Raw genomic sequence first — 25,418 nt, forward strand, 5'->3', positions numbered from 1 at the left:
CATGCGCTCGCGCTCGTTCTGGGTGCTCGACGACGCGGACGAGCGCCTCGTCGAGCGGCTCGCGGCCGGACTCGGCCGAACGCCGGCCCGGATCCTCGCGTACCTGCTGTTGCGGGCCGAGCGCGAGTCCGATCCGGCGACGACCGTCCACCTCCGGATCGGTACCGGCTGCAACCGACCGACGATCAGCGACGCCACCGCGCGCCTCGAGTCGCTGGCCCTCGTCGAGCGGTCGTCGGTTCGGGACGGCGACGCGCCGGGTCGCCCGCAGACGGCCTGGCGGCCGACCGCCGGCGTCGAGGCGACCGTCCGGCGCGTCTACGACCGCCACGCGCGGGCGCTGCTCGAGCAGGCCGAGGCGTGTCACGCGGACGGCGCGGTGGACGGGGACGACGCGGAGAGTCAGGACGGACCGACACAGTCCGACGCCGACGGCACTGCCGCCGACGAGCCCACCCCCGTCGCGCTCGCCGTCAACTGGCGCCCCAACGCCCTCCACGCGCCGATCTACGCCGCGCTCGAGGCCGGATCGTACGAACGGTTCGGCGTCGACCTCCGGGTCGACCACTGCGACGGCTCGCGGCGGGCCCTCGAGCGCGTCACGGCGGGCGCGGCCGACGTCGGCGTCGCCGGCGCGGCGACGGTCGTCCGGGCCCGCGCCGCGGCCGAACCCGTCGTCCCGATCGCGGTCTGCTACCAGCGGGCGATGACCGTCCTCTACACCCTCCGGGACGCGTTCGGCGAGCCGCTCCGGAGCGTCGCCCAGCTCGAGGGAAAGCGGGTCGGGATGCCGCCCAGTTCCGAGACCCGGCTGCTGGGTCGGCTGTTCCTCTCGCAGACGGCGCCGGACGACGGCGTCCGGATCGTCGACACGAACGGCGAGGAGCGGGACGCGCTCCGCCGCGGCGACGCGGACGTCGTCACCGGTTCGTTCGCGGATCCGCGGGAGCTCAAGCGGCGGGGCGAGCGCGTCGACGTCCTGCCGCTGGCCGACCACTTCCCGATCTACGGGCCGACGCTCGTCGTCCGCGAAGCGGCCCTCGCCGAGCGGCGCCCGGCGCTGCGCGGGCTGCTCGCTGGCACGACCGCCGGGTGGGCCGCGGCGCGTCAGGACGCCGGGCCGGCGGCCGAGCGGATCGCCGCGCGCCGTGGCGCCGATCGGTCCGACGAGCGTCGCGGCGACGGCGATCCGACGGCCCGGATCGAAGCGGCGTTCGCGGAGGCCGCCGCGGAGTTCGGCGGAAGCGACGCCGTCGACGAACGCGGCTGGGGCTGGCAGCGGGAATCGATGTGGGACCGACTCAGAACGGCGCTTGCGCAGGCGGAGCTACTGGAATGATCGACCTCGAGAACGTTACGGTCGCGTTCGACGAGTTCACCGCGATCGCCGACGTCGACCTGCGGATCGAGGACGGAGAGTTCGTCACCGTCGTCGGCCCCTCCGGCTGCGGCAAGACGACGCTGCTGCGGACGATCGGCGGCCTGCAGGAGCCGACGACGGGCCGCGTCCGGATCGACGGCCGCTCGGCCGCCGCCGCGCAGGCCGCCGGCGACCTCGGCTTCGTCTTCCAGCGGCACACCCTCTTTCCGTGGAAGACGGCCCTCGAGAACGTCACCTTCCTCCGGAGACTGGCCGACAAGCCGCCGAACGAGGCCGACGCGCGGGCGCTGCTCCGGTCGATGGGCCTCGAGGGGTTCGAGGACGCGCGGCCGGCCGAGCTCTCCGGCGGGATGAAACAGCGGGTCGCCATCGCGCGGGCGCTGCACCTCGGCGCGGACGTCCTGCTAATGGACGAACCGTTCGGCGAACTCGACGAGATCACCCGCGACGAACTCGGCGTCGAGATCCGCGACCTCTGGCGCCGCGAGCGCAAGACCGTCGTCTTCGTCACTCACAGCGTCCCCGAGGCGGTGTTTCTGGCCGACCGCTGTCTCGTCATGCGCGACCGGCCGGGGCGGCTCGAGGCGGCGTTCGAGATCGACCTCCCCGAACCCCGGGACGCGTCGGTCTTCGGCTCGCGGGCGTTCCAGGAGCAGGTCGCGCGAGTTCGGGAACGGCTCCACGAGAGCTACGACGCGGACGCGAGAGCGAGGTCGAACGATGACTGAGACCGACAACGAGGCCGCGGCCGATCGGATGGACCGACGAGCGCCGCTCGAGACGGGCGCCGACGCCGATCGACGGCGTGCGGCGGCCGACGTCCTCGCGCCGACGGCCGCGCTCGCGGTCGGCGTCCTGTGCTGGTGGCTCGTCACCGCCGCCGGGGCCGTCCCCTCCTTTATCCTGCCGTCGCCGACCGCGGTCGCGGCGCAGCTGCTCGGCAGTCCCGAGCTGTACGCCCGAAACGTGCTGTCGACGCTCGAGAAGGTCGTCTACGGCGGCAGCGTCGGCGTCGTGGCCGGCTTCCTGCTGGCGGTGCTGGTCGCCTACTTACCGTGGTTCCGGACCGCCGTGTATCCGTATCTGGTCGCCGTCCGCGTGCTGCCGAAGATCGCCGTCGCGCCGCTGCTGTTGATCTACCTCGGGACGGGGACGACCACGGCGATCGTCTTCGTCGCGCTCATCACGTTCTTCCCGCTGGTCCTCAATACCGCGGCGGGACTGGACCGGGCGCCGACCGAACACCGCGACCTGCTGCGGTCAGTCGACGCCGGCGCGCTCGAGCGGTTCGCCGTCGTCGACCTGCCCTATGCGCTGCCGGACGTCTTCGCGGGGCTCAAGCAATCGGTGACGCTCGCGGTCGTCGGCGCCGTCGTCGGGGAGTGGGTGATCGCGGACGACGGGCTGGGCTTTCTGGTGTTGATGGGCTCGGAGAACGTCCGCCCCGAGGTCATGCTCGCCGCGCTCTCGGTGCTGATCGGCATGGGGCTGGCGCTGTACGGCGCGGTGGTGCTCGTCCAGCGCGGCGTCCGGCGCTGGCTCGGGTTCGACGTGGCGGCGCGGCGCTGACGACGGCGGCGCTCACGCCTCCGTCCAGCACAGTCGCTCGAGCGCCACCGGCACCAGATAGAAGCCGATCCCCAGCGTCGAGAGGACGACCAGCGCGGCGTAGGTCTCGGCCGTCTCGAGGTAGGTCGCGGTCTCGAAGACGCGGGCGCCGAGACCGGCCCGCAGGGTGACGAACTCGGCGACGACGGTTCCGACCACGGAGAGCGCGCTCGCGATCTTGAACCCGGCGACGACGCTCGGGGCCGCCGCGGGGACGCGGACGAACAGGAACGTCTCGAGCGGCGACGCGCCCACGGACGCGGCGAGATCGAGGTAGGCGTCGGGCGTCTCCCGCAGCCCGTCCAGAGCGGCGATCGTCACCGGAAACACCGTGAGCGTCGCGACCAGCGCCCCTCGGGCGGGGATCCCCCGCCCCAGCCAGAGAAAGAGCAGGGGCGCGATCGCGATCACCGGCGCGATCCGCAGGGCGACGACGTAGGGCAGGAGGGTGCGGGTCGCCGTCCGCGAGCGGGTCATCGCAAAGGCGAGCGCGAGGCCGACGAGTCCGCCGGCGGCCAGCCCGAGCGCGGCGGTCGCCCCCGTCACGACCGCGTCGCCGAGCAACGCCGGGTAGGTCTCGAGCAGCGCCAGCGCGACGTCTCGCGGCGACGGTAAGACGAGCGTCGGGATCTCGTAGGCGACCACGGCGGCGTGCCACGCGGCGAGGACGGCGACGAGGACGACCGCCGGCGGCAGGACGCGCCGACCGAGACCGACGAGTCCGTCGCGGACGACGCCCGATCGCGTCGCTGTCGGCGCCCGAACCCGCCGTCGTTGGTGGTCCCGTCCGTCGGTCATCTCGTCAGTGCTCGATCAGTCGATCGATCTCGTCACGAGTCGGTCAACTGGTCGTACTCCCTGATGTACGCCGACTCCGCGTCGAGGTAGTCGTTCGTCCACACCGTCCCCGGATCGCCCTCGCCCTCGAGCACGTCGGCGTCCGCGAGCGTCTCGTACGTGGTCTGCCACGGCTCGGGCTCGCTCCATCCCCACCCGTGCTCGGCGACGGCGTCCGAGCGCATGTACTCAGTGGACAGCCGCTCCCACTTGTCGCGCTGGTTCTCGCGCACCTCCTCGAGTTCCGGCTGCACCGAGACGAGGCGATCGATCGCCGCGTCGGGATTCCGCGTCGACCAGACGGCCCCCTTCGCGGTCGCCCGCAGGAACGCGCGGACGGTGGCCGGGTTGTTCGACGCGAAGGCCTCGTCGGCGGCGATCACGTGGCCGTAGGACGGAATCGCCTCGTGGATCGAGAGGACGTCGACCGTGGCCCCCTGATGTTCGGCGTCGACGACGTCGCCGAACACGCCGCCCGCGGCGTCGATCTCGCCCGCCAGCAGCCGCTGAACCGTGTCGAAGCCCGTGTCCACGTACTCGACGGACTCGAGCACGCCGTGGTGCTCGAGGTAGGCGCGGGTCATCTGCCGGACCATTCCGGGGCCGCTGCCGACCGTCGCGCCCTCGAGTTGTGCGGGATCGGTGAGTTCGCCGAACCCGTCGCGGGTGGCGAAGACGACGTTCGGATTGCGCTGCATGACGACGCCGACGCACTGCGGCGAGAGCCCGCGGCTGTTGACGTTGAGAAGTTGGTCGGGGCTCGAGACGGCGAACGCGACGTTGCCGAGGCCGGCCTGGTTGGCGGCGAAGTCGGAGCCGTCGCCGCTCTCGATCGCGACGTTCTCGAATCCTTCCGCGGCGTAGAAGCCGTTCTCGCGGGCCGCGACGTAGGGCGCGTGGAGGCCGTTGAACTGCCAGTTGAGCAGCAGCGTGACGTCGGTCACCTCGGGTTCGGGACCGTCGGAACCCGCGCTCTCGTTTCCACCTTCGCCGTCCGCCTCGGTGTCAGCGGTCGACGCAGTGGCGTTCCCGCTTCCGTCGCCGCCGTCTCCGCTTTCGTTCCCCTCGCCGTCCGCGTCACCCCCGAGACAGCCGGCGACCGCCGCCGCTCCGGTCGCCGCGAGGAGTCGACGGCGCGTGTGGCGAAATCCTGTCACGCAGTATCACACACGGACCGTCCACGGAGGCCGGGATAAAGGATTTGTATTAATGGTTAAGGGGTCAGTACTGCACCGTAGGACGGTCGGTTTCGGTGATACGTCGCGGGCCGAAATCGGCCGCCATCGCGGGGGCGGCTCGCCGCGGTTTACAAACGCGACCGACCCCCGTGGTGCCCGGTGACGCGGGTCGCGTCGGCGACGGGAACCGCGGGTTCGATTTTTGGATCGGCGCGGTGAAGCGACCGGTAGTGGTCGCCAGTGATCGACCGATCCGACGCGCTCGAGCGGCTTCGGCAGCCCGAGTACACGGGTGAGAACCGCTGTCTGCCCTGTACGGTGGTCAACATCGCGATCGCGATAGCGCTCGCGATCGCCGTCGGCGTCGCCTCGCCGCTCGCCGGCGCGCTCGCGCTGGGCTGTTGCCTCGCGATCATCGCGCTCCGCGGATACCTGATCCCGGGCACGCCGACGCTCACCCGCCGGTACCTGCCCGAGCGGGTCCTCCGGGCGTTCGGGAAGGCGCCTGACGATCGGCCGACGATCGAGACGGCCGACCTCGAGGACGTGCTCGAGGCGCTCGCGGCGGCTGACGTAGTTCGCCGCGAACCGGCGACGGACGCAGTGGAACTCGCGTCGGCGTTCCAACGGCGCTGGGACGAGCGCCTCGGGCGGTTCGCGCTCGAGCGATCTGACGAGTCCGGGCGGGAAAACGGGACCGGGCCGGCCGCCGACCGGGCCGGACCGGACGAGGCGGCCGTCGCGGAACTGGTCGGCCTCGAGCCCGACGCCGTTCGACGCCGCGGCGAGACGACGTTCGAACTCGAGGGATCGCGGCGCCGCCGGTGGGAATCCGCGGCGGCGCTCGCGGCCGACATCGCCGCCGACCGCGAACTCCGCGACCGGCTCGAGGGCTGGCGAGACCTTGCGGCCGACGACCGCCGGGACGTGCTGACCGGCCTTCGGCTGCTCCGCGATCGGTGTCCCGCACCGACCTGCGACGGTCGCCTCGCCGTGCGCTCGGAGCGACTCGAGCACTGCTGTCGACGGCCCCAGATCGGCCTCGAGGCGACCTGCGAGAGTTGCGGCCGGCCGATCGTCACGGTCGCCGTCCCCGAAGACGACCCGCTGCTCGCGTGGGTGCCGGCGTCGGAGCGGCCGCGCCGGGACGCCGCGGGCGCAGGCTGACGGGATGTCGGTCGCTACTCGCGCCAGTCCGGCTCCGTCCGCGGCGGGGAGAGCACGCCGAGCCCGACCGCGGGTTCGTCGCTCCGGTTCTCGGCCCCGTGGCGCTCGTCGCTCGGGAACCGGTAGGCGTCCCCCTCCTCGAGGACGACCTCGCCGCCGTCGACGATCGCCGTCAGCGTCCCCCGGAGCACGTAGCCGATCTGTTCGTGCTCGTGGCGATGACTGGGCAGCGTCGCGCCCGGCTCGACGCGCCAGTACTTCATGCTCGCGCGGTCGCCAGTCGAGAGATCGCCGAGGTAGACGCCGTCCGCGACCTCCTCGAGGGCGGCGTCCGCGGTCCGTACGTGATCCATGCTATCGATCACCACGGAACGCACTCACGAGCGTTCGCTACGTGAAGCTTATTCCGCACCGGAATGACTGTATTTTCTCCACGAACGCTCGTATAAACGTTTCCTAGAAACGTTTTATGGGGCGGGTTACCGTCGGCAGTATTGCATGTCACAAGGTGACACGGTACGGGTGTTTCACCTCCCGTTCTCGTTCATGCTGCCCCAGCGGGTCGCGGCCGAGCGCGGCTACTTCGCCGCGGAGGGGCTGGACGTCGAACTGCTCGAGCGCGACCGGCGACGGGTGGACCGAAAGTACATTCCGGCGGAGTGGACGCTGACCGGCGACGACGACGTGGACCTGTACCCGGTCTGCAAGTGGGAGAGTCTGCGGCGCACGTGGTCGCTCGAGGACGGTCGGATCGTCGCCCACGGCGCCTTCGCGGACCTGCCGTACACGCTGCACGTCCGACCGCAATCGAACTTCGAGTCGCCCGCGGACCTCGCGAACGTCCCCGTCGCCGTCAACCGGCGGACGGGACAGGAGTACACCGCGATGCGCGCGCTCGAGGAGCACCTGCCCCCCGAGGAGGTCGAACTCGCCCACTACGGGATGCCGACCGACCGCATTCGGGCGCTCCGCGACGGCGAGGTCGACGCCGCGACGCTGCTCGATCCCCACAGCACGCTGGCCGACCGGCTCGGGTTCGAGCGCCTCCTCGAGTTCCCGAACCACATCGGCGTCGTCGGCGCCGAGGGGCTCGCAGGCGACACCCTCGACGCGTTCATGCGGGCCTATGAGCGCGCCGTCGAGACGATCAACGCCGACCCCGACGCGTTCCGCGAGGAGTACCTCGAGATGCTCGAGAAGGACGCCGCGGTCGCGCCCGACCTGTTCGAGGACGTCGACCTCGACGCGCTCCGTGAGTCGGTGACGGTCCCGGAGTACGAGACGCCCGAGATCGCCGCCGCGGACGACCTCGAGGGGCAACTCGAGTGGATGCAGGACCGCGAACTGATCGACGACGGGGCCGAGATCGAGACGATCGTCGCGCCCCCGGCGCTCGACTAACCCCATGGACATCGACACCCAACAGGCCGCGCTCGACGAGCACCACGACGACCCCGGTGACCTGCCGGTGATGCGAGCGCGGTTCGAACACAACGGCAGTCCGCGCTACCTGCTCTATACGATCAAGCGGTTCGGCCTCGACCGCGACCACGGCTTTCACCTCGACGTCGAGCTCGTCTCGGACGCACTCGAGGGCGGCCTCGAGACCGTCGAGGCGAAGCTCCACGAGGGGGACGCGGACCTGATCGACATCGACTACATCTCGACGGCTCGCGAGCGGGCCGACGGCGCACCGATCGTCGCCTTCCACCCCTACGGGCGGACGGTCGGCGGGCTCGTGGTTCCCGAGGATTCCGACATCGAGGACCTGACGAACCTCCGCAACTGCCGCATTGGCGTCGTCCGCCGCCTCGACAAGAACTGGATCCTCACCCGAGCCGCCTGCCGCGAGTACCACGACTTCGACCCCGAGGACGAAGCGACGGCCGTCGAGTCGGGCTCGAAGGTCGAACTCACCCGAATGCTGCGCGACGGCGAGGTCGACGCGGCGCTCCAGTTCTGGCAGATCGTGCCCGAGATCGTCGAAACCGGGCCCTACCGCGAGGCGCTGCCGATGTCAGAACTCGTCCAGCGACTCTCGGGCGCCGACGAGACGCTGCCGATCTCGACGTTCCTCACGAGCGAGGACTACCTCGCCGACCGGCCCGAGGCCGTCGAGGGGTTCAAACGAGCCTACGCCGACGCGGTCGAGCGGCTGCGGACCGACGACGACTGCTGGACGGAACTGGGCGAGCGCATGATGTACGAGGACGACCCCGCCGTCGTCCGCGGGATCCGCGACGGCTGGCGCGAGATGGTCGTCGCCGACTGGGACGGCGACACCGTGACGGCGATGCGGCGGCTGTTCGGCCACCTGCTCGAGGTCGCCGGCCCCGAGGCGCTCGGCGTCGACCACATCCCCGAGGATACGTTCCGAACGGAGGTGGCCCCCTCGCAATGACGTCGAACGCGACGGGATCGGCGGACGCGACGGAAACGACCGAGCCGACGACCGTCGACTTCCAGCTCAACTGGGAGCCAAACGGCTTCCAGGCGCCGTACTTCCTCGCACGCGAGCGCGGGTACTACGCGGACGAGGGCCTCGAGGTGCGGTTCGTCGAGGGCCATGGCTCGCCGTTCGCCGCCGAGCAAGCCGCGAAGGGACGGGCCGAGTTCGCGCTCGCGGGGGCCAGCGCAGTGCTGTCGGTACAAAGTCGAGGCCTCGAGCCGCTGGCGGTCGCCGCGGTCACGGGGACGACCCCGGCCGCGGTCTACACGCTGCGGGACACCTTCGGCGAGCCCCTCGAGGACCCATCGCAACTGGCCGGCCGCACGATCGCGCCGTCGGCGACGAAGACGCGCATCCTGGCGGCGCAACTGCTCGAGGACGCCGGGATCCGCGACGAGGTCGAACTGCTCGCCGTCGATGACCACACGCACCACCGCGTCCAGCACAAGGTGCTCGAGGGCGAGGTGGACGCGGCGGTCGGCGTCGTGACCAACGGCTACGAACTCGAGCGCGAGCACGACCGGACCGCCGACGAACTGCCGATCGGCGACCGCCTCGGCGTCTACGGCATGACGATCGTCACCGAGCCCGAATTCGCCCAGGCGAACCCCGAGACGGTGCGGGCGTTCCTCCGCGGGACGGCGCGGGGCTGGGAGGCCGCGACGAGCGATCCCGAGGCCGCGATCGACGTCCTCATCGCGCGCAACGCCACTCTCGAGCGCACTCGGGACGTCGAACGCCGGAAGTTCGAGACGGCCGCCACCCAGTTGCAGTTCACCGACGTCGTCCGCCGGCGCGGCTGGGGGATCCACGACGGGCGGCGGTGGCGCCGGCTCGGGCGGACGCTCGCGGAGACCGACCTGCTCGAGGGGGCGATCGATCCGGACGCGGCGTGGACGAACGAGTTCGTGGAAACGGACGAGCCGGTCCTCGCGAACTACGCGGACAGGGTGGACGGCTAGCATGCGGGCCGTCGATCACATCAACGTCGACGTCGACGACCTCGAGGCCTGCTACGCCTTCTACCGCGACGTGCTGGGGCTCGAGGTGCGCCGGCCGCCGTCGGATTTCAGGGGCGCACATGCGATGTTTCAGGTCGGCGACACCGTCGTCACGCTGGCCGAGACCGGCCGCGCCGAGGGGTGGGACGAACGCGGCCTCGAGCACCCGCTGGACAAGGCCCACCTCGCGTTCGAGACCGACCGCGACGAGTACGAGACGCTAATGGACGAGCTGGACGGCCAGTTCCCCAAGCAGGGACCCTACGACTGGGACGAGTTCGAGGGGTTCTACTTCCTCGATCCAGACGGCAACCTGCTCGAGGTGATCACCTACGAGCCGCCGGCCAGCGAGCGCGAGCGGCCGCTGCTGACCCACGACGACGTCGAGTGACCGTGTGGCCGGGTGAATCTGTGGTTCCCACAGAAGTACGTCGCCGCCGTGACGGATCGGTCACCGATCCGACGAGAAGTCCGATTTCTGTGGTCGAATATATACTAAATCGCGTTTTCGATAAACGCTCGTATTCGAATCTTCGACTATCGAGTACAAGTGAAAACACTTATCCGTGTCCGCTGGTTCGATGTGGTCGCAATGGCAAACGGTAAGGTTGATTTCTTCAACGACACTGGCGGCTACGGTTTCATCGATACTGAGGACGCGGACGAGGACGTTTTCTTCCACATGGAGGACGTCGGCGGCGAGGACCTCACGGAAGGCACCGAGATCGAATTCGACATCGAGCAGGCCCCCAAGGGTCCGCGCGCGACGAACGTCGTTCGACAGTAACTACGGTTCGACCGTCGCCGCGAGGCGACCGATGAACTCGCTTCTTCATTTCACGCGTCGCCACCAGTGACGACGGTGGATACCGCCGAGTACCCGACCGAATACCGGCGTCGCGCTAATCGTCAGCCGCCGGTTCTGCGTCCGCCGGCTCGAGGCCGACCTCGACCTCCGCGGCCGCGGCCTTGTACTCGGGGATCTTCGCTCGCTCGTCGAGCACGTCGTTGGTCAGCCGGTTCGCCGAGGCGGCCGCGAAGTGCGGCGTCGTCCACACCGATCCTTCCTTGATGTCCTCGGTGACGTGGGCCTCGACGGTGATCTCGCCGCGGCGCGATTTGAGGACGACCTTCTCGCCGTCCTCGATCCCGTAGCGCTCGGCGTCCGCCGGGTGGACGTCGACGAAGTTCTCCGGCGTCTGCCGGTTGAGCGTCGGCGACCGGCGGCTCATCGTCCCGGTGTTGTAGTGCTCCTCGAGCCGGGCCGTCGTGAGGATCAGCGGGTACTCGTCGTCGGGGGTCTCCCGGGGCGGCTGGTGGCTGACGCCCTCGATGTGACCCTTTCCGCTCTCGGTGTCGAACTCCTCCTCGTAGAGGAACGGATCGCCCTCGTCGCCGGGCTGGTAGCAGGGCCAGTGCAGCCCCTCCTCGCCGAGCAGATCGTAGGTCATCCCGTGGTAGATCGGGCAGACCTGCCGGAGTTCCTCGAAGACCGCCTCGGGATCGTCGAAGTCGAACCCCTCGTCAAAGAGGCGGGTGCCGACCTCCGAGAGGATCTCGAGGTCGTGTTTCGTGTTCTCGTGGACCTTCTCGACGCCGCGCATGCGCTGGACGCGCCGGTCGGTGTTGGTGACGGTGCCGTCGCGCTCGGCCCAGGTCGTCGCCGGGAGGACGACGTCGGCGTACTGCGCGGTCTCGGTCATGAAGATGTCCTGCGCCACCATGAACTCGAGGTCCTGAATCCGCTCGGCGACGCTGTTGGCGTCGGGTTCGGACATGACGGGGTTCTCGCCCATCACGTACAGTCCCTTGACCCCCTCGCCGAACTCGTGGGAGAGCTCGACGTTCGTCAGTCCGGGCTCGTCCGGAATCTCGAAGCCCCAGACGTCCTCGACGCGCGTCCGCGCCTCGTCGTCGTCGACCAGCTGGTAGCCCGGCAGCACGTTCGGCATCGCGCCGACGTCGCAGGTCCCCTGGACGTTGTTCTGCCCGCGCAGCGGGTTGACGCCCGTCCCCGGGCGGCCGATGTTGCCCGTGATCAGCGCGAGATTGATCTCGTTTTGCACGTTGTCGACGCCGCAGGCGTGCTGGCTCATCCCCATCCCGGTGAAGATGGCCGCGTTGTCGGCCTCGGCGTACTTCTTCGCGGCCAGTTCGATGTCCTCGAGCGGGAGGCCACACTCCTCGGCGGCGGCTTCCTTGTCGAAGTCCGCGAGGGTCTCCTTCAAGTGGTCGAACCCTTCGGTTCGGGACTCGACGAACTCCTCGTCGATCCAGCCGTCCTCGGGGTTCTCCTCGTGGTGCTCGAGGATCGTCTTGAGGACGATATTGAGCAGCGGGATGTCGGTGCCCGGCTCGAGTTGCAGGTGCTGGTGGCGGTCGGTGTCGTCGATCTGGAAGGATCGCGTCGTCTTGTTCGCGTGCGGATCGACCTGAATGACCGTCGCGCCGTCCAGCACGGCCTGCCGGAAGTACTGGCTGTTCGCGATCGGGTGCTGTTCGCCCGGATTCGCCCCCTGGATCCAGAACAGGTCGCACTCCTCGCGGAGGTCGCGCATGCTGTTGGTCATCGCGCCCGCGCCCAGACTCGTGCGCAGCGCCCAGACGGTCGAGGCGTGGCACATCCGGGTGCAGTTGTCGACGTTGTTCGTCCCGTACCGGCGCGCGAGCTTCTGGAGGAGGTAGTTCTCCTCGTTCATCGTCTTCGAGGAGCCGAAAAAGCCCACCGCGTCCGGGCCGTACTCCTCGCGGATGCGCTCGAGTTCGTCGACGACGTACTCGTAACACTCCTCCCAACTGGCCTCGCGGAACTCCCCGTCCTCCTTGATCAGCGGGTCGGTCAGCCGGTCCTCGTGGTCGACGACCTCGGTCGCCGCGCCGCCCTTGATGCAGACCCGGCCCTCGTTGACCGGGGCGTCGCCCCAGGGCATGAACTGGACGTCGCCGGGCTCGTCGCCCTGCCGGACCTGAATCCCGCAGCCGACGCCGCAGTACGGACAGATCGTCTTGACGGTGTCTTGGTTGTCGCTTGACATTGGTCTCGTCCCCGTGTTGCGGTCGAATCGCGTCAGGAACGCTGACCACGCCGAATACCATGAGTCTTTCTAACACATATCACGAATGTGGGCGCGTTTCGAACCGTTCCCCGCTCGGGTACCGCCCTCGCCGACGACTCGCTGCGACCGCGGACGGGCCGCGAATGCGTAATGGCTACGGCGTCGGACGTCGTGAGAGATGGTATCATGGACCTTACACGGTCGCTGATCGAGACGAAAGCGACCGAGTACCGGGAGCAAGAACCGCTCTATCCGGTCGAACGGGACCAGATCGAAACCCTGTCGACGGCGCTCGAGCGCGGCGAGTACGGCCGGCGGGATTGCGAGTGGGTCGTCAGGTGGTACTACCGACGGACGCTCGGCGCCGCGCCGGACGACGAGCGCCGGGCGGCCGAAGAACGGTTCGAGCAAAACTCGTTCGAGGCCGTTCGAGAGGCCGTCGACGCCGTCCTCGAGCGGGTAGCTGACGGACCGGACGACGCCGCGGCGGCGATCGATTCCCTCACGGTCCTCGAGGGCCTCGGGGTCGAGATCGCGTCGGCGTTCCTCTTTTTCGTCGATCCCGATCAGTACGTCGTCGTCGGCGACCGGGAGTGGGCGGTCCTCCGCGAGGCCGGCGAACTCGCCGCGCCGTACCCCGAGCCCGAACCGTCGGTCGACGCGTACGAGACCTACCTCGAGCGCTGTCGCGGCGTCTGCGAACGTTGCGACTGCGACATGTGGACGCTGTATCGGGCGCTCTGGCGACTCTGGAAGGAGCGGTTCGGGTCCGCGTGACGAACCGCGACGCGGCGTGGGGAATCGGGCGGGGGCGGGGGCCCGCCCTCGTGAGAGACATGAGCGTGTACTCGAAGCGGGGGCGAGTCCACTTCCGAGCGATCCGGGCACGAACGCACGCAATCGGCTGGTCAGCGCGTCGTCTGGCTGAGTGCGTACCCGACGGGGCGTGTCACCCCGCAGCGCGACGTTTGCGGGGGTCGCCCTTTGTTATGCTGCGGGTTTGGCGACCGTAGCGGGCCCCGAGTAGCGACAGGGACGGGATAACGCGCGTATAGGTCCGAACTACGCGGCGCGCGCCGACCGACCGACGACGTCGGCCCCGAGCGCGGCGGCGACCGCGAGCCCTCGTGGGATTCCGGAAAGCATACGGTGGCGGTCCGTCGACTCGTCGCGACGAATGACTACTACGGTGATCGGATGACGGATTACACCGTCCGCCGAGTCGGCCTGACCGTCGCCGGCATCGGCTACGCCGGCTGGCTCGCGACCACGGCCTACCTCGTCTACCGCGTGCTCGTCGTCGGCCTCTCGCCCGCGCAGCGACGCGCCGCCGAGCAGTTCCCGGCCCGCCCGCTCGAGGCCCTCGCGGATCCGCTGGTCGCGCTGCTGGTCCTGACGCTGTTCGCGGGGATCCTCATCGAGGGCGCAGTGTTGTCCTACGGTTACGCGCGGTGGCGGGCCGCCCGCCGCCGCCGGATCGAACTCGAGCGCCCCGCCGATCGGTCCCGGGAGTGACGCCGCTGCCGGACCGCCCCACTGGACCGGTCCCTCGAAACAGACCGAAAACGACCACGCCCTCGAGACGGACTCGGAAAAGCGCGACCGGTCGGCAATCGCGCCGGCGGACCGCGCCGTAAGCGACCGACTAACCGCAGTTTGGCCGCGGTTGTGCTCGAGTTTGCGGCGCCTACCGGCCAGGGGTCGGCCGCCGCCCGGCCGGCGATCCGGGCCGGTTACGGTCGGTTTACCGCGGTTCGATCGGTTCCACCTTCGTGCCAATAGTTAACACACTTTACCGGCAGTCAGCCGACGGTTTGCCGACCGGTAATTCGGACGTAGGAGCCCCTGGCTTTCGGTTACAAGCCGGATAACTACAATTGGTGGACGCGACCGGTCGAATATGATCACCTGCACCAACTGCGAAACCCCCCAGTTCCTGCAGATAACGCAGAGTCGGGTCTACTTCGAGGACGGTGAGGTCATCAACGAGATCTCCGAGACCTACGAGTGCACCCTCTGCGGGTCGACCGGCCAGTACATCTACGACGACGACCGCGACGAGGAGACCGTCACCGGCGACGTCGAACTCACCAAGGAACGACCGAAGTACGCGTGACCGCGACCCGCCGGCCCACGGATCGTTTCGATTCGGTCTCGGCCGCTTCGAGAGAACGCGACGGACCGCTCCGGTGATCGCGGTTATCCATTTCAGTTCGCGACCGTTTTCGAAGCGCCCCGCCGTCGGTCGGCGTCGCGGTCAGTCGGCTCCGCTTCGCTCATCGTTTCGCACTTCCGCCTCCTCCTCCTCCTCGGGTTCCTCGTAATTCCCGCTTTCGACCGGCACCTCCTCGTCGATCTCGGTCTCGAGCGACTGCCGTGACTGCCGTCTCCGTTTTCCGCTCACCTTCTCCTTCCCGCGGTGGCGACGCGTCACCGCCGCGCGCCGGTGCTCGAGGTCCCACTCCTCGAACAGGCCGTACTCCTGCATCGTCCGCATGCCGGCGATGGCCGCGGTGAGTTTGATGCCGACAAGCGGGATGTCCGCGACCGAGACGATCACGTCCGCCCGCAAGATTGCGCCGTCTCGGAGTAGAACGTCGAGGACGTCCACGAGCGCCTCGTCGTCCTTTCGCGGTCTCATGGCTCTCGACCGGTATTTCGAGTGTCCGTCTGACTGCCGTTCGATTCGCCGCCCCCGCCCAGTTCCGGCGCGAACGTGTACGGCGGCCACGGGCCCGTAAACCGGACCTCGAGGCCGTCCTCGGCCGCCACGTCGTCGAGGATCGAGCCGATCTCGCCCTCGGCGTCCTCGTGGGCGAGCAGGGTGAGCCGACAGAGGGTTTCGCCCGAGTCCGCGTCGTCGGCACCGGCACCACCGCTCGCGCCGGCCCCGCCGCTCTCGTCCGTTACCGCGTCGTCCAGCGACGCCGTCGGCGACCGCTCGAGCGAGTGGACCTCCCGCGCGGCGTCGGCGAGCCGTTCCTCGAGGTCGGCGGTCAGCGACTCGCGGCGGGCCACCCGGACCTCCTTGAGCCGCTGATCGAGCTTCTTTTCGAGCAGGAAGGCCGTGCCCTCGGTCGAATCGTCGATCTTCGCGTCGAGTTCGCGCAGGCGCTCGTCGCGCTCGATCAGGGCCGCGTCGTCGATCGGGTCGCGCTCGACGACCTCGACGCGGTACTCCCAGTGGCCGGTCAGCTCCGACAGGGCGCGCTCGAGGGTGTCCCGTTCCTCGCGAAGCCACTCGCGGACGCGCTCGTCGTCGCCGCGGAGGATCGTGTCGAACTGGAACGGGATCGGCGTCCCGAAGGCCTGCCCGGCCTCGTCGACGACCGTCTGGTGGCGCACGAGCCACCGCCGGACCTGCGCGAGGTTCGCCGAGTCGTAGATGCCGTCGCAGGCGTGGACGACCGCGCCGATGCCGTCCTCGACGACGACCGAGACGGGTTCGCCGTCGACGCCGGTCGTCTCGAGGGTCGCGGTCGCGTCGTCCCCCGCGGACTCGGACTCGACCTCGGCTCCGTCCTCCCCGTCGGCCTCCACCTGAACGATGCAGTAGAGATACCGCCCCTCGTCGATCTCAGGCACCTCACCGTCGGCGTCAGCGTCGACGCGCTCGAGTCGCTCGTCGCGGTCGGCCCCCGAGCCGGGATCGTTCGCGCTCACTGCTCCTCACCTCCGAACACGGAGTAGCCGGGTTCGCGGGTCGTCGGCTCGCCGCCGTGGAGCTGCTCGATCGCGTCGTTGACCAGCCCGTCCAGGTCGCCGCGCAGGTCGTCGACGCCGTCCTCGATCCCCTCGTCTTCTTTCAGTTGCTCGATTTCCGCCTCGATCGTCGCGAGCTGCTCGCCGAGCCGCTCGATCTCCTCGTCGGCGAGGTTGCCCGACTCCATGCGCCGGACCGCCTCGCGCTCGAGCGCGTCCATCAGGAGCTCGACGACGGTGACGACGAGCGTGACCAGTCCCTGCCGGGCGTCCTCACCGTCGCCGACGTCTATCTTCGTCACGTTAGCTCCCCTCCGTTTCGTCGCCGGGTTCGGGGTCTCCGTTCGCGGCGTCGGCGTCGGTGTCGGTTTCGTCGTCGTCGGCCTCGTTCTCGGTCCCCGTGTCTGCACTCGAGCGCGAGTCGTCGGCGTCGGAGCCGCCGTCGCCACTCGAGTCGCCGCGGCTGATCAGATCGAGGCCGCCGCTGGTCGGCCGGGCGAGGTTCCGCGGGGCGCCGACGCGGGCCGACGGATCGTCGCGCTCGTCGTCCGCGCGCTCCGACTCGCTCGCGCCGTCGGCGTCGGCTTCGCCCTCGCTCTCTCCCTCGCGCCGTCGGTCGTCCGCGTCGCGCTCGGCGGCCGTCGCGTTGACGCCGCGGATCGGATCGACCGGCGGTTTCGGCCGCTCCATCTCCGCCAGTTCCGGCTCGCCGGCGGCCTCCGCGACCCGGCGCATGTCCGTCCCCTCGGGGAACTCGAGGCCGTACTTCGCCGCGGTCTCGAAGGAGGCGATCGCGGCCCGGACCTGAACGCCGAGCAGCTGGGTGTCGCCGATCGAGACGGCGATGTCGGCGTTGATGACGATCCCCTTGTCCAGCAGCATCTCGACGACCTCGGCGAGGTCGGCCTTCTGGCGGCTCGGCTGGAAGTCGTCAACCACGCCGCTCACCTCCGTCGACCGCCGTCGGCGCTCTCGCTTCGATCCGTTCGGGCACCTCGCGTGCCGTCGTCCGTCGTGCTCGTACCGGTGCTGGTGGGTCCATCATTGGGTTTTCTCCTCCTGGTTTCGCCGTCGCCGCTTCTCCCGTTCGATCTCGAACCGGCGGCCGTAGATCCGTTTCCGCGCCGGCGCGGTCGAGAGCTTCACCTCCTGGGGCACCGTCGAGTAGCGGGCGCCGCCGCCGAGATCCAGCCTGTCGGTCGGGATCGTCGATGCCGCCGTCGGATTCCGGGAGTTCGTGCTCGTGTCCTCCCGGCGCATCTTCTCGCGGTTGTACTCGTAGAGCCGCTCGAACCGCTCGTGGGTCTCGAGCAGCGCGGCACGGAAGGCGTCGATGCCTTCGATGGCCTGCTGTTGAATGGCCGCCTGGTAGGCCTCGGGATCCTGCGTAATGTCGATGTCGCCGAGCACCTCCGTCGCGGCGTCGGTCGCGTCCATGTCCGTCTCGAGGAGCTCGCCCTCCTCGCCGAACAGCCGCTCGTCGCTGGCCGCGATCTCCGCGACGGTCCGCTCGACTGCGCCGGCGTCGGCGCTGTCCTCGAGGTCCTCGAGCGCCTCGTCAAGTTCGCGTTTCTCTTGCCAGAGGCCAGTCAGATCCGCGGCGTCCCACGTTTCCAGGAGGTCGATCGCGTCGAACAGCTTTCTGAACGAGACGAGATCGGCTGCGCTCGCGTCCTCGTCCGCGAGGACGGCGGCGATCTCGCCGGTCTCGATCGCGTCGAGGAGTTCCTCCTCGTTGATCGCTTCCGGGAGGTCGGTGAGATCGATCTCCTCGAGCAGTTCGCCGACCTCCTCGGCGACGCGGGTGAGCGCGTCGAGGTCGCCGATCAGCGACTCGACGGTTTCGTCGTCGAGGGCGTCGATCGCCTCAGTATCGTCGAGGATCTCGTCGAGATGCTGGAGGCTCTCGGTCGCCTCCTCGAGGAGTTCGTCGAACGCTTCCTGGGGTTCGGTTTCGGTTGCGGACCCGGTCTCGGCCTCGCTCTTGCTCTCGCTCATCGCTCGTCCTCCTTCCGTTCCGTCCGCTCGGTCTCCGGTCGGATTTCGACCGTGAGCACGCCGTTTTTGAGCGTCGCTTCCGACGCGGTCTCGTCCCAGGGCACGTCGACGCGGTCGAGGTCGCTTCCCTCGACGGCGATGACGAGCGTCGAATCGTCGAAGCCGACCGTGACGTCCGCCGGATCGGCACCGGCGACGTCCGCGGTCACGAGCAGTTCGTCATCGTAGCGCCGCGTCGTCACGGTGTGGTCGCTCGAGGGGCCCGCCGATCGGATCCGACGCTTCCGCGAGCGGCCGTCGTCGTCCCCTCGTCGCTTCCGCTCCCGCTCTCCGCCGCCGGCCGGACTCCGATCGCGCCGCGAACCGCCGGGCGAGAGCCCGTCGCCGGTCCGTATCGAGACGTCGTAATCGAAGACCGCCCGGTCGCCGCGGCGGCGGCCCGACCGCGACATCCGGCCGTCCTCGAGCGACTCCAGCGCGGAGAGCAGGCTCGAGAGCCAGTGGTCGTCGCCGATCGTCCGGTCGTCGTCTGGTCGCTCGTCGTCCGATTCGTCGCGGTCGTCCGTCGGTGGATGGTCGCTCATTATCGTTTCACCTCTACGCGGCCGCTCGAGAGCCGCTCGTGAACCTCGCGGGCGGTCTCGAGGTCGGCCTCGAGTTCTTCTTTCCGTCGTCGGTACTCCGCCTCGGAGCGCTCGCCGAGTTCGTACAGCAGCTGGTTCTCCTTGAGCTCGTCCTCGATGGCCTCCACGTCGTACATCTCGTCGAGCGCGATGGAGTGAAGCGCATTGACAACGCCCATGAAGGGCCGGAACAGGAGGTCGTCGAGGACGAACATGGTTACTGTTTGGCTCCGATTTTCACGTCGACGAAGCTGTACGGTGCGAACGGTCCGGTGTACTGGACAAGCAGCTCGTCGTGCTCTGCCTCGAAGTCGGCGACCGCCTCGTCGAACGCCTCGCGGTCGTCTTCGGCGACGAGGTATGAGCGGTTGAGCACGAGTCGATCGCTGAAGAGGTCGTTTTCGACCGACTGGTCGGCGATCGAGTCGAACCGCTCTTCGACGTCCGCCTCGAGCGCCTCACGGTCGACGTCGGCGTCGTCCTCGCGGACGAGTTTGAGACCGAGTTCGATCTTCCCCTCGATGTCGTTCATCGCGCGGCGAAACGCCGGTCGGGCCCCGCGCAGGACGTTCTTTAATTCTCGGTCGCTCTCGAACGCCATGCCGAACTGCATGGGGACGACGGTCGTCCCGCCGTCGTAGTCCATGATCTCTCGGAGCACGTCGTCGTGAAGCTGGGCGTCCTCGTCGGTCTCCTCGGGGTCGGTGGTGTCGATGTCGGAGACGACCGCGCCGAGGCTGCGGTGGGAGATCGTGTAGACGCGCTCGGCGCCGGCGACCGCCTCGGTCTCGAACTCGACGTCGGTCGAGTCGACGATGCCGTAGACGTATCGGTTGCTCATCGCGGATCACTCGCCGAACGCGACGGATCGGTGGCTGGAGGCATCGGATATCCGCTTACGGCGTCCCCGCTCATTAGTCGACGCTCGTTACGACCCGATCGTCGGGGTCTGCGGGTCGATAAACGCGTGCGTACATCGTCGGTGGCGGTGGGACGGATCGATGGCATGAGATGTGTGGATCGGCCGCGGTTCGAGAACCGTGCAGCCCGCGGCCGAGCGGCGACGGAGTGCTCGTCGGGTATCGTCACGTGTGTTTGACCGCGCCGGTGGGTGACTGTGGTGCTTGCACTCGCAGCCCGGCGGGCGCGACCGTCGCGAACGGCGCCGTTACGCCGGTTAGCCCCGGCCAACGGCGGCCAGACTTGCAGACGCAGCCCGCGCCGTGTTACGACGGGGCGGCCAAGAATCGAGCGCTATGGCACAACGAACACCGAATTCATCGAGTCTGGCGGAAGTACTTGACCGCGTCCTCGACAAGGGCGTCGTCATCGACGTCTGGGCGCGGATCTCCGTCGTCGGGATCGAGTTGCTGACGGTCGAGGCGCGCGTCGTCGTCGCTTCGGTCGACACCTTCCTGCACTACGCGGAGGAGATCGCAAAAATTGAGCAAGCCACCGCGGAGGGCGGCCACGAGGAACTCGAGGAGCTCGAGGTCGAACCCCGCGCCGAAACGTCATAACGTTCGATTCCGATGGCGAACGACACGTCGCGAAAGCGCAAGGTTCGCGGCCGGAAGATCACGGCCAGTCGCGAGCAGAAGAACGGTCGGAAAGCGAAGAAGAACCTCGCGCGAAAGACGCCGACCGACGACCGCGAGGGCGACGGCCCACTGACCGACCCCGACGAGGTCGCCCCCGAGCCGTTCGTCGAAACCGACGCCATCCGATCCCTGCAGGATCGGATCACGGGCTGGCTCGAGGCCGGCCAGCCGGTCCACCTGATCGGACCGACGGGGTCGGGCAAGACGGCGTTGGCGCTCTCGGCCGCGGCGAAGCGCGGTCGGCCGGTCGTCTGGCTCAACGGCGACGAGGCGATCGACACGGCCGCGCTCGTCGGTTCCCACGCCGGCGGCGAGCGCTACAAGGAGAGCGACCAGTTCGTCAGCGGCGTCAGCAAGAAGACGGAGATCGTCCGCGAACGGTGGGTGGACAACCCGCTCTCGGTCGCGGTCCGCGAGGGTGCGACGCTCGTCTACAACGAGTTCTCGCGCAGCGATCCGGCGGCTCACAACGTCCTCCTCTCGGTTTTAGAGGAGGGCGTCCTGGAGCGACCGGGCAAGCGCGGCGAGGACCGGACGATCGACGTCCACCCCGAGTTCCGGGCGATCCTCACGTCCAACGACGTGGAGTACGCCGGCGTCCACGAACAACAGGACGCGCTCCTCGACCGGTTCGTCGGGATCCACCTCGACTACTACGACGAGGAGACCGAACGCGAGATCGTCGCCGCCCACGTCGACCTCCCGGCGGCCGACGTCGAGACCATCGTCGAGACGACGCGGGCGCTCCGCGATGAGCTCGACATCGTCGTCGGAACCCGCGCGGCGATTACGGCCGCGAAGGGGCTAGCGGTCTTCGACGCCAGCGACGGCGACGGCGAGTTCGACGACGAGACCCTGGCGAACGTGTTCACGGACGTTCTCGCCCCGAAGGTCGCGGGCGACGACGGCGGCGACGTCGAGGAACTGCGATCGAAGATCAGCGAGACGATCTGACCGACAGGAGACGACCGACCCGTACGAACTACATAACGAACCGAACTCAGACCGATGGCCGAAGCCGACGTGCACACACGACAGCGGTGCAAGGCACTCACCGAGGACGGCGAGCGCTGCTCGCGGCGGGCCCAGGACGACGGCTTCTGCTTTCAGCACGACGAGAGTGATCCAACAGTGAGCGACAGTCAGACGACCCAGGAGACGGAGGAGGAACGAGCCGACCAACCGACCGAGGCGGCCGAACGCGAGACGCAGGAATCGGAATCGCAGCGGGCGGTCGACATGACCGCCCCGGAGAAGTCCGACCCCGAGGAACTGGACGCGGACTCCGACGCCGACCGCGAGGAGGTCGCCGGTATCCTCGCGATCCGAAAGACCGTCCAGTCGACCGCCGGCGAGCTCATCGGCCACGAGTTCGACGGCGTCAGCGAGATCGTCCCGACCGACGACGGCTGGCGCGCCGTCGTCGAGGTCGTCGAACGCCGAGCGGTCCCAGACACGCAGGACATCATCGGCCGCTACGAGATCGAACTCGACGCCGACGCCACCGTCCACGGCTACCGCCGGCTCGACCGCTACCGCCGCGGCGACACCGCCGAGTTCGAGTGACGCTCGAGCGCGGGTCGACTCGCGGTTCGGTCCCGGCTCGAGTGGAAACGCTGTTCGTCGTCACTGGCGGGTCGCCGGTCGCTTCTCGTCGTGCGATTTCTAGACTCTATCTGTATCGAGCCCCAGTAGGACGGCCGTCTCGAGGGCCCACCTGCCGAGGGTGACGCCGATCCGGGGTTCGGTGCTCCCCCATCGTGATCGTCGCGGCTCGAGAAAACGGAGGGTGGAAACGGGACAGTCGATAACCCCTGATTACCGTTATGACAGGGGCGCCGCCAGAAAGGAGTATTCGAGTCAGCCGCTCGTCTTTCCATCGCCCCGTCTCCGACCCTATCGAGGCGGTCGGCTCAGTCCGAGTTCTCGGGGGGCATCCGCTGAGAATCCGCGTCGTCCGCCGGCACGATTTTGACCTTTTCGAGGCGGGCACCGTTCTCCTGGAACTCCCGCACCAGCTGGTCGTCGACGTCGTCGATCACGCCGTCGATGCTTATCTGGACCTCGTTTTCCTCCGGAGACGCTTCGACTCCCCACACGAGCCGGTCCCAGTCGTTTTTCATGGAATCTACCTCCGTTTCCCGATAGGAACGTGCCACTGATAAACCCGAACGGCGTTTGCAGACCCTGCAAACGGGGCCCCGCAAGGTAAAGTAGCGGCGAATGATAGCGCGTCACAGTCAAATGGATCTCGACCCCCAGGAGGTCATCGACGCGATCGACAACGAATCGTCGCGACGGATCCTCGCGGCAGCGAGCCGCGAACCGATGACCGCCAGCGAACTCGAGGAGGAGCTGGATGTCTCGCTCACGACGGTCTACAGGCGGACGGACGACCTGGTCGAGGCCTCGTTTCTGGAGCAAGAGACCGAAATCTCGCCGTCGGGGGACAATTACGACACTTTCGAGACCGCGATCAGGCGCATCGAGTTCACCGTCGAACCCGGGGAGTTCCGCGTCGACGTCCACTTCAGAAACGATACGGTCGACCGGTTCGGTCAGCTGTGGCGATCGTTAGGGGGATAGGACCGAACGGGCGAGACTACGAAGCAGTTCGATGACTGAAACACCCGTTTCGTGGCTGTTCCTGCTCTCGAACGCCGTCACGTTCGGTCTGGGAGTGGTCCTCACCTTCATCGCCTACAGGGCGTACGAGCGCGAGGGGATTCCCTCCCTCCTGATCGTGACGGGCGGCTTCGCGATTCTCACGCTGGGGACCGTCACGGAGGCGCTGTACGAGTTCGGCGTTAAAGGCGGGGTCATGGCGTTCGGGCGGGAACTCTATCTCCTCCGAACCGCGGAAGCGGTGCTCATCGCGGTCGGCTTGCTGTTGCTCCTCTACTCGCTGCGCCACGTCTCCTGACGCCGATCGGTTCGCGTTCGGACTACTTCCCTGTACGACCGCAACGCCGAAGCGTTCGCCGGCCGTCGATCCGTGCGTGCAATCGAGCGAGGACCGGGCCGTCCGCGGCGTCGACGTCGACGACGAGACGCGGTGCGCCCACTACCACACCGACCGCGACGTCGTCGCCTTCCGATTCGACTGCTGCGACGGCTACTTCCCCTGTTTTCGCTGCCACGAGGAGCTGACGGACCACGAGGCCGTCCCGTGGCCGCGCGAGCGGTTCGACGAGCCGTCGGTGCTCTGTGGCGCCTGTCGCACCGAACTCACCGTTCCCGAGTACCTCGAGTGCGACTACGCGTGTCCGGCCTGCGGGGCCGCGTTCAATCCCGGCTGTGAGGCCCACGCCGAACTGTACTTCGAGACCGCGGGGGCGGAGGAAGCAGAGGGGAAAGGGGAGTGAACGTCGTGCCCGCGACCGCGCGACGCTTCAGTCGTCCGCCGGCGACGGCGCCGACGGCCGCGGCTCGTCCGCCTCCTCGAGCGCGCCGGTCTCGCCCCGAACGGCCGCCTCGGCGTCCGCCGTCAGGTCGTTGACGACCGCGCGGCCGTCGCGCTCGCGGACCACCAGCCCGTCGTCCTCGAGCGCGGAGAGGTGGTGCGAGACGGTGCTGGGGTCGCGCTCGAGCTCGTCGGCGAGCCGACCGTTGTTGACCGGTCCGAGATTGGCCAGCGCCTCGAGCACCTCCCGTTTGGCCGGTTCGGCCAGCGCCGCGTGGAGCGCGGCGTCGCGCTCGTCCTCGACGGTGAAGTACCGCCGCTTGCCGTCGACGGCCACCGACGCGATCAACCCCTCCTCCTCGAGGATGCGCGCGTGGTGGCGCACGGTCGACAGCGAGACGTCCTGCCGGTCGCCCACCTCGGAGAGGTAACAGCCCGGCTCCGCCCGAATCATGTCGTAGATCGCCTCGCGGCGGTCGTTCTCGAGCGGGTCGGAGTCGTCGTACCGGCTGTAGCCGAGGACGGAGAGGAGTTCGGCGGGCGCCAGCGAGCAGAGGCGCCGGAGCCACCGGCTCTGTGCCGGGTGTAGCCAGTTCGCCGCGAGGTTGCTCGCGGTGCCGCCGAGGCCGGCGCCCGCGCCGGTTCCGGTGCCTGCGCCGGCGCCCGAAGCACCCGCGGCGGCCGCGCCGGAGGCCGTGATCGTCCCCATGAGTCCGACGAGCACCGCGTCCGTCGCCGTACTACCGTTCGACGGGGTCGGCGGCGAGCCGGCGTCCGACTGCGCGTTCGAATCCGATCCGCCGGTCGACGTCGCCTTCGAGGACCCACTCGAGCCGTCGGCTGCCGATCCGCGGTCGTTCGCTCCGGTGCCCGACTCGCCGGACTCGAGTCCTGCCGACGCGTTCAGCGTCGCGTTTCCGAGTTCGGTCGAACCGAGTGTACTCTCTCGGTCTTCGGTCGACGTTTCAAGGTCGGTCGTCTCGTTCGCGGTATCCTCGAGCGGTTCGGTGACGTCGCCCGTCGTCTCCTCGAGGCTATCGGTCGTCTCGTTCGTTGCGTCCTCGAGGCTGTCCGTCGTGTTCTCGATCTCGTCGCCGAGGTCCGTTTCGGCGCCGTCGGCTCCGTCGTCCGTCTCGGTACTATCGAGAAGCCCGTCGCTCCCGGCGGTATCGTCGTCGAGCGAGTCGTTGGCGTCGCCGTCGGACGACCCGTCGAGAGACGTCTCGTTTACGACCGCATCGGTGAGCGACGCGTCGACGTCGTCGCTCGCCGACCCGAGTGACGGGTCGCCGTCGGATAGCGAAGCGCCCGCCGCGGGCGCCGCGAATCCGCCGAGCAGGGCGAGCGCGGCGACGACGATCGCGACCGCTCGCGTCGACGGCCTCGAGCACATGGCGTATCCGTCCCTGCGAGA

At 68.8% G+C, this 25,418-nt stretch carries 32 protein-coding genes; 18 read left to right on the plus strand and 14 right to left on the minus strand.

Annotation, left to right across the window (positions count from 1 at the left end; translation table 11 throughout):
* Position 1 precedes the first annotated feature (1 nt).
* From ACYQ26_RS15790 to ACYQ26_RS15800, 3 genes are read left to right on the plus strand one after another with little or no spacing between them, the layout of a single operon-like run.
* Complete coding sequence (locus tag ACYQ26_RS15790) at positions 2-1,339, plus strand: ABC transporter substrate-binding protein (protein WP_459809847.1); 1,338 nt, start codon at positions 2-4, stop codon at positions 1,337-1,339.
* Positions 1,336-2,109: an ABC transporter ATP-binding protein gene (locus ACYQ26_RS15795; RefSeq protein WP_459809848.1), complete on the plus strand. Its 774-nt coding sequence runs from the start codon at positions 1,336-1,338 to the stop codon at positions 2,107-2,109. The genes ACYQ26_RS15790 and ACYQ26_RS15795 overlap by 4 nt, the downstream gene beginning before the upstream one ends.
* A 28-nt stretch (positions 2,110-2,137) precedes the next feature.
* Positions 2,138-2,950 carry an ABC transporter permease gene (locus ACYQ26_RS15800; RefSeq protein ID WP_459810756.1) on the plus strand — a complete coding sequence of 271 codons (813 nt, stop codon included), beginning with the start codon at positions 2,138-2,140 and terminating at the stop codon, positions 2,948-2,950.
* Between the two features lie 12 nt (positions 2,951-2,962).
* On the opposite strand, the gene ACYQ26_RS15805 is transcribed toward ACYQ26_RS15800, so the two are convergent.
* Together ACYQ26_RS15805 and ACYQ26_RS15810 are read right to left on the minus strand one after the other, a co-directional pair.
* Positions 2,963-3,787 carry an ABC transporter permease gene (locus ACYQ26_RS15805; RefSeq protein WP_459809849.1) on the minus strand — a complete coding sequence of 275 codons (825 nt, stop codon included), beginning with the start codon at positions 3,785-3,787 and terminating at the stop codon, positions 2,963-2,965.
* 32 nt (positions 3,788-3,819) lie between these two features.
* The gene (locus ACYQ26_RS15810) at positions 3,820-4,983 is read right to left on the minus strand and encodes an ABC transporter substrate-binding protein (protein ID WP_459809850.1); all 1,164 of its coding nucleotides are present in this window, start codon (positions 4,981-4,983) and stop codon (positions 3,820-3,822) included.
* 261 nt (positions 4,984-5,244) lie between these two features.
* On the opposite strand from ACYQ26_RS15810, the gene ACYQ26_RS15815 reads away from it, so the two are divergent.
* The gene (locus ACYQ26_RS15815; protein ID WP_459809851.1) at positions 5,245-6,171 is read left to right on the plus strand and encodes a DUF8054 domain-containing protein; all 927 of its coding nucleotides are present in this window, start codon (positions 5,245-5,247) and stop codon (positions 6,169-6,171) included.
* Positions 6,172-6,185: 14 nt separating this feature from the next.
* Here the strand turns inward: ACYQ26_RS15815 and ACYQ26_RS15820 are convergent, their stop codons facing one another.
* Positions 6,186-6,524, minus strand: coding sequence for a cupin domain-containing protein (locus tag ACYQ26_RS15820; RefSeq protein WP_459809852.1), 339 nt, complete (start codon positions 6,522-6,524; stop codon positions 6,186-6,188).
* A 145-nt stretch (positions 6,525-6,669) separates the two neighbouring features.
* Here ACYQ26_RS15820 and ACYQ26_RS15825 point away from each other — a divergent pair, with 145 nt between their 5' ends.
* The 5 genes from ACYQ26_RS15825 to ACYQ26_RS15845 all read left to right on the plus strand — a co-directional run bounded on the left by ACYQ26_RS15825 (position 6,670) and on the right by ACYQ26_RS15845 (position 10,408).
* Entirely contained in the window at positions 6,670-7,572 is a 903-nt protein-coding gene (locus ACYQ26_RS15825) for an ABC transporter substrate-binding protein (RefSeq protein ID WP_459809853.1), read from the plus strand.
* Between the two features lie 4 nt (positions 7,573-7,576).
* Positions 7,577-8,572: an ABC transporter substrate-binding protein gene (locus ACYQ26_RS15830; RefSeq protein ID WP_459809854.1), complete on the plus strand. Its 996-nt coding sequence runs from the start codon at positions 7,577-7,579 to the stop codon at positions 8,570-8,572.
* Complete coding sequence (locus tag ACYQ26_RS15835) at positions 8,569-9,582, plus strand: ABC transporter substrate-binding protein (protein WP_459809855.1); 1,014 nt, start codon at positions 8,569-8,571, stop codon at positions 9,580-9,582. Before ACYQ26_RS15830 ends, ACYQ26_RS15835 begins: the two co-directional genes overlap by 4 nt.
* A gap of 1 nt (position 9,583) precedes the next feature.
* The gene (locus ACYQ26_RS15840) at positions 9,584-10,012 is read left to right on the plus strand and encodes a VOC family protein (RefSeq protein ID WP_459809856.1); all 429 of its coding nucleotides are present in this window, start codon (positions 9,584-9,586) and stop codon (positions 10,010-10,012) included.
* Between the two features lie 201 nt (positions 10,013-10,213).
* Positions 10,214-10,408, plus strand: coding sequence for a cold-shock protein (locus ACYQ26_RS15845; protein ID WP_013878375.1), 195 nt, complete (start codon positions 10,214-10,216; stop codon positions 10,406-10,408).
* Between the two features lie 115 nt (positions 10,409-10,523).
* Here ACYQ26_RS15845 and fdhF read toward each other — a convergent pair whose 3' ends face one another.
* Positions 10,524-12,656 carry a formate dehydrogenase subunit alpha gene (fdhF, locus tag ACYQ26_RS15850; RefSeq protein ID WP_459809857.1) on the minus strand — a complete coding sequence of 711 codons (2,133 nt, stop codon included), beginning with the start codon at positions 12,654-12,656 and terminating at the stop codon, positions 10,524-10,526.
* A 207-nt stretch (positions 12,657-12,863) separates the two neighbouring features.
* Between fdhF and ACYQ26_RS15855 the strand changes: the two genes are divergently transcribed.
* The 3 genes from ACYQ26_RS15855 to ACYQ26_RS15865 all read left to right on the plus strand — a co-directional run bounded on the left by ACYQ26_RS15855 (position 12,864) and on the right by ACYQ26_RS15865 (position 14,793).
* Positions 12,864-13,454 (plus strand): hypothetical protein, encoded by a 591-nt coding sequence (locus tag ACYQ26_RS15855; protein ID WP_459809858.1) that lies wholly within the window; start codon positions 12,864-12,866, stop codon positions 13,452-13,454.
* Between the two features lie 420 nt (positions 13,455-13,874).
* Positions 13,875-14,192, plus strand: a complete 318-nt coding sequence (locus ACYQ26_RS15860; RefSeq protein ID WP_459809859.1) for a hypothetical protein — start codon at positions 13,875-13,877, stop codon at positions 14,190-14,192.
* Between the two features lie 385 nt (positions 14,193-14,577).
* On the plus strand, positions 14,578-14,793 hold the full coding sequence (locus ACYQ26_RS15865) for a hypothetical protein (protein ID WP_459809860.1): 216 nt from the start codon (positions 14,578-14,580) through the stop codon (positions 14,791-14,793).
* 141 nt (positions 14,794-14,934) lie between these two features.
* On the opposite strand, the gene gvpM is transcribed toward ACYQ26_RS15865, so the two are convergent.
* The 8 genes from gvpM to ACYQ26_RS15905 all read right to left on the minus strand — a co-directional run bounded on the left by gvpM (position 14,935) and on the right by ACYQ26_RS15905 (position 19,841).
* Positions 14,935-15,318, minus strand: a complete 384-nt coding sequence (gvpM, locus tag ACYQ26_RS15870) for a gas vesicle protein GvpM (protein WP_459809861.1) — start codon at positions 15,316-15,318, stop codon at positions 14,935-14,937.
* Positions 15,315-16,340: a gas vesicle protein GvpL gene (gene gvpL, locus ACYQ26_RS15875; protein ID WP_459809862.1), complete on the minus strand. Its 1,026-nt coding sequence runs from the start codon at positions 16,338-16,340 to the stop codon at positions 15,315-15,317. The genes gvpM and gvpL overlap by 4 nt, the downstream gene beginning before the upstream one ends.
* Complete coding sequence (locus ACYQ26_RS15880) at positions 16,337-16,681, minus strand: gas vesicle protein K (protein ID WP_459809863.1); 345 nt, start codon at positions 16,679-16,681, stop codon at positions 16,337-16,339. Before ACYQ26_RS15880 ends, gvpL begins: the two co-directional genes overlap by 4 nt.
* Position 16,682: 1 nt before the next feature.
* A complete protein-coding gene (gvpJ, locus tag ACYQ26_RS15885) occupies positions 16,683-17,318 on the minus strand; it encodes a gas vesicle protein GvpJ (protein WP_459809864.1) in 636 nt (211 codons plus the stop codon).
* A 102-nt stretch (positions 17,319-17,420) separates the two neighbouring features.
* Entirely contained in the window at positions 17,421-18,377 is a 957-nt protein-coding gene (locus ACYQ26_RS15890) for a hypothetical protein (RefSeq protein ID WP_459809865.1), read from the minus strand.
* Positions 18,374-18,961 carry an Hsp20/alpha crystallin family protein gene (locus ACYQ26_RS15895; protein ID WP_459809866.1) on the minus strand — a complete coding sequence of 196 codons (588 nt, stop codon included), beginning with the start codon at positions 18,959-18,961 and terminating at the stop codon, positions 18,374-18,376. Before ACYQ26_RS15895 ends, ACYQ26_RS15890 begins: the two co-directional genes overlap by 4 nt.
* Positions 18,961-19,215, minus strand: a complete 255-nt coding sequence (gene gvpF, locus ACYQ26_RS15900) for a gas vesicle protein GvpF (RefSeq protein ID WP_459809867.1) — start codon at positions 19,213-19,215, stop codon at positions 18,961-18,963. The genes ACYQ26_RS15895 and gvpF overlap by 1 nt, the downstream gene beginning before the upstream one ends.
* A gap of 2 nt (positions 19,216-19,217) precedes the next feature.
* Positions 19,218-19,841, minus strand: coding sequence for a GvpL/GvpF family gas vesicle protein (locus tag ACYQ26_RS15905; RefSeq protein ID WP_459809868.1), 624 nt, complete (start codon positions 19,839-19,841; stop codon positions 19,218-19,220).
* Between the two features lie 415 nt (positions 19,842-20,256).
* Here ACYQ26_RS15905 and gvpA point away from each other — a divergent pair, with 415 nt between their 5' ends.
* Genes gvpA through gvpO form a run of 3 tightly spaced genes read left to right on the plus strand, consistent with a single transcriptional unit; the run spans position 20,257 to position 22,167 of the window.
* Positions 20,257-20,520: a gas vesicle protein GvpA gene (gene gvpA / locus ACYQ26_RS15910; RefSeq protein ID WP_459809869.1), complete on the plus strand. Its 264-nt coding sequence runs from the start codon at positions 20,257-20,259 to the stop codon at positions 20,518-20,520.
* 12 nt (positions 20,521-20,532) lie between these two features.
* Positions 20,533-21,555: a gas vesicle protein GvpN gene (gvpN, locus tag ACYQ26_RS15915; protein WP_459809870.1), complete on the plus strand. Its 1,023-nt coding sequence runs from the start codon at positions 20,533-20,535 to the stop codon at positions 21,553-21,555.
* 54 nt (positions 21,556-21,609) lie between these two features.
* The gene (gene gvpO, locus ACYQ26_RS15920; RefSeq protein ID WP_459809871.1) at positions 21,610-22,167 is read left to right on the plus strand and encodes a gas vesicle protein GvpO, halophile-type; all 558 of its coding nucleotides are present in this window, start codon (positions 21,610-21,612) and stop codon (positions 22,165-22,167) included.
* 347 nt (positions 22,168-22,514) lie between these two features.
* Here the strand turns inward: gvpO and ACYQ26_RS15925 are convergent, their stop codons facing one another.
* A complete protein-coding gene (locus ACYQ26_RS15925; protein WP_459809872.1) occupies positions 22,515-22,724 on the minus strand; it encodes a hypothetical protein in 210 nt (69 codons plus the stop codon).
* A 121-nt stretch (positions 22,725-22,845) separates the two neighbouring features.
* Between ACYQ26_RS15925 and ACYQ26_RS15930 the strand changes: the two genes are divergently transcribed.
* The 3 genes from ACYQ26_RS15930 to ACYQ26_RS15940 all read left to right on the plus strand — a co-directional run bounded on the left by ACYQ26_RS15930 (position 22,846) and on the right by ACYQ26_RS15940 (position 23,966).
* Positions 22,846-23,187, plus strand: a complete 342-nt coding sequence (locus tag ACYQ26_RS15930; protein WP_459809873.1) for an ArsR/SmtB family transcription factor — start codon at positions 22,846-22,848, stop codon at positions 23,185-23,187.
* A gap of 31 nt (positions 23,188-23,218) precedes the next feature.
* Positions 23,219-23,524, plus strand: coding sequence for a DUF7521 family protein (locus tag ACYQ26_RS15935; RefSeq protein ID WP_459809874.1), 306 nt, complete (start codon positions 23,219-23,221; stop codon positions 23,522-23,524).
* Between the two features lie 76 nt (positions 23,525-23,600).
* A complete protein-coding gene (locus ACYQ26_RS15940; RefSeq protein ID WP_459809875.1) occupies positions 23,601-23,966 on the plus strand; it encodes a CHY zinc finger protein in 366 nt (121 codons plus the stop codon).
* Between the two features lie 27 nt (positions 23,967-23,993).
* Here the strand turns inward: ACYQ26_RS15940 and ACYQ26_RS15945 are convergent, their stop codons facing one another.
* The gene (locus tag ACYQ26_RS15945) at positions 23,994-25,397 is read right to left on the minus strand and encodes a winged helix-turn-helix transcriptional regulator (RefSeq protein ID WP_459809876.1); all 1,404 of its coding nucleotides are present in this window, start codon (positions 25,395-25,397) and stop codon (positions 23,994-23,996) included.
* Positions 25,398-25,418: the final 21 nt, after the last annotated feature.

It is taken from the genome of Halopiger thermotolerans (assembly GCF_054654555.1).

Excerpts from the sequence above, each read along its gene's own strand:
- ACYQ26_RS15790 (WP_459809847.1), top strand. The coding sequence starts at position 2 with ATGCGCTCGCGCTCGTTCTGGGTGCTCGACGACGCGGACGAGCGCCTC.
- ACYQ26_RS15795 (WP_459809848.1), top strand. The coding sequence starts at position 1,336 with ATGATCGACCTCGAGAACGTTACGGTCGCGTTCGACGAGTTCACCGCG.
- ACYQ26_RS15800 (WP_459810756.1), top strand. The coding sequence starts at position 2,138 with ATGGACCGACGAGCGCCGCTCGAGACGGGCGCCGACGCCGATCGACGG.
- ACYQ26_RS15805 (WP_459809849.1), bottom strand. The coding sequence starts at position 3,787 with ATGACCGACGGACGGGACCACCAACGACGGCGGGTTCGGGCGCCGACA.
- ACYQ26_RS15820 (WP_459809852.1), bottom strand. The coding sequence starts at position 6,524 with ATGGATCACGTACGGACCGCGGACGCCGCCCTCGAGGAGGTCGCGGAC.
- ACYQ26_RS15825 (WP_459809853.1), top strand. The coding sequence starts at position 6,670 with ATGTCACAAGGTGACACGGTACGGGTGTTTCACCTCCCGTTCTCGTTC.
- ACYQ26_RS15830 (WP_459809854.1), top strand. The coding sequence starts at position 7,577 with ATGGACATCGACACCCAACAGGCCGCGCTCGACGAGCACCACGACGAC.
- ACYQ26_RS15835 (WP_459809855.1), top strand. The coding sequence starts at position 8,569 with ATGACGTCGAACGCGACGGGATCGGCGGACGCGACGGAAACGACCGAG.
- ACYQ26_RS15840 (WP_459809856.1), top strand. The coding sequence starts at position 9,584 with ATGCGGGCCGTCGATCACATCAACGTCGACGTCGACGACCTCGAGGCC.
- ACYQ26_RS15845 (WP_013878375.1), top strand. The coding sequence starts at position 10,214 with ATGGCAAACGGTAAGGTTGATTTCTTCAACGACACTGGCGGCTACGGT.
- fdhF (WP_459809857.1), bottom strand. The coding sequence starts at position 12,656 with ATGTCAAGCGACAACCAAGACACCGTCAAGACGATCTGTCCGTACTGC.
- ACYQ26_RS15855 (WP_459809858.1), top strand. The coding sequence starts at position 12,864 with ATGGACCTTACACGGTCGCTGATCGAGACGAAAGCGACCGAGTACCGG.
- ACYQ26_RS15860 (WP_459809859.1), top strand. The coding sequence starts at position 13,875 with ATGACGGATTACACCGTCCGCCGAGTCGGCCTGACCGTCGCCGGCATC.
- ACYQ26_RS15865 (WP_459809860.1), top strand. The coding sequence starts at position 14,578 with ATGATCACCTGCACCAACTGCGAAACCCCCCAGTTCCTGCAGATAACG.
- gvpM (WP_459809861.1), bottom strand. The coding sequence starts at position 15,318 with ATGAGACCGCGAAAGGACGACGAGGCGCTCGTGGACGTCCTCGACGTT.
- ACYQ26_RS15890 (WP_459809865.1), bottom strand. The coding sequence starts at position 18,377 with ATGAGCGAGAGCAAGAGCGAGGCCGAGACCGGGTCCGCAACCGAAACC.
- ACYQ26_RS15895 (WP_459809866.1), bottom strand. The coding sequence starts at position 18,961 with ATGAGCGACCATCCACCGACGGACGACCGCGACGAATCGGACGACGAG.
- gvpF (WP_459809867.1), bottom strand. The coding sequence starts at position 19,215 with ATGTTCGTCCTCGACGACCTCCTGTTCCGGCCCTTCATGGGCGTTGTC.
- ACYQ26_RS15905 (WP_459809868.1), bottom strand. The coding sequence starts at position 19,841 with ATGAGCAACCGATACGTCTACGGCATCGTCGACTCGACCGACGTCGAG.
- gvpA (WP_459809869.1), top strand. The coding sequence starts at position 20,257 with ATGGCACAACGAACACCGAATTCATCGAGTCTGGCGGAAGTACTTGAC.
- gvpN (WP_459809870.1), top strand. The coding sequence starts at position 20,533 with ATGGCGAACGACACGTCGCGAAAGCGCAAGGTTCGCGGCCGGAAGATC.
- gvpO (WP_459809871.1), top strand. The coding sequence starts at position 21,610 with ATGGCCGAAGCCGACGTGCACACACGACAGCGGTGCAAGGCACTCACC.
- ACYQ26_RS15925 (WP_459809872.1), bottom strand. The coding sequence starts at position 22,724 with ATGAAAAACGACTGGGACCGGCTCGTGTGGGGAGTCGAAGCGTCTCCG.
- ACYQ26_RS15930 (WP_459809873.1), top strand. The coding sequence starts at position 22,846 with ATGGATCTCGACCCCCAGGAGGTCATCGACGCGATCGACAACGAATCG.
- ACYQ26_RS15935 (WP_459809874.1), top strand. The coding sequence starts at position 23,219 with ATGACTGAAACACCCGTTTCGTGGCTGTTCCTGCTCTCGAACGCCGTC.
- ACYQ26_RS15945 (WP_459809876.1), bottom strand. The coding sequence starts at position 25,397 with ATGTGCTCGAGGCCGTCGACGCGAGCGGTCGCGATCGTCGTCGCCGCG.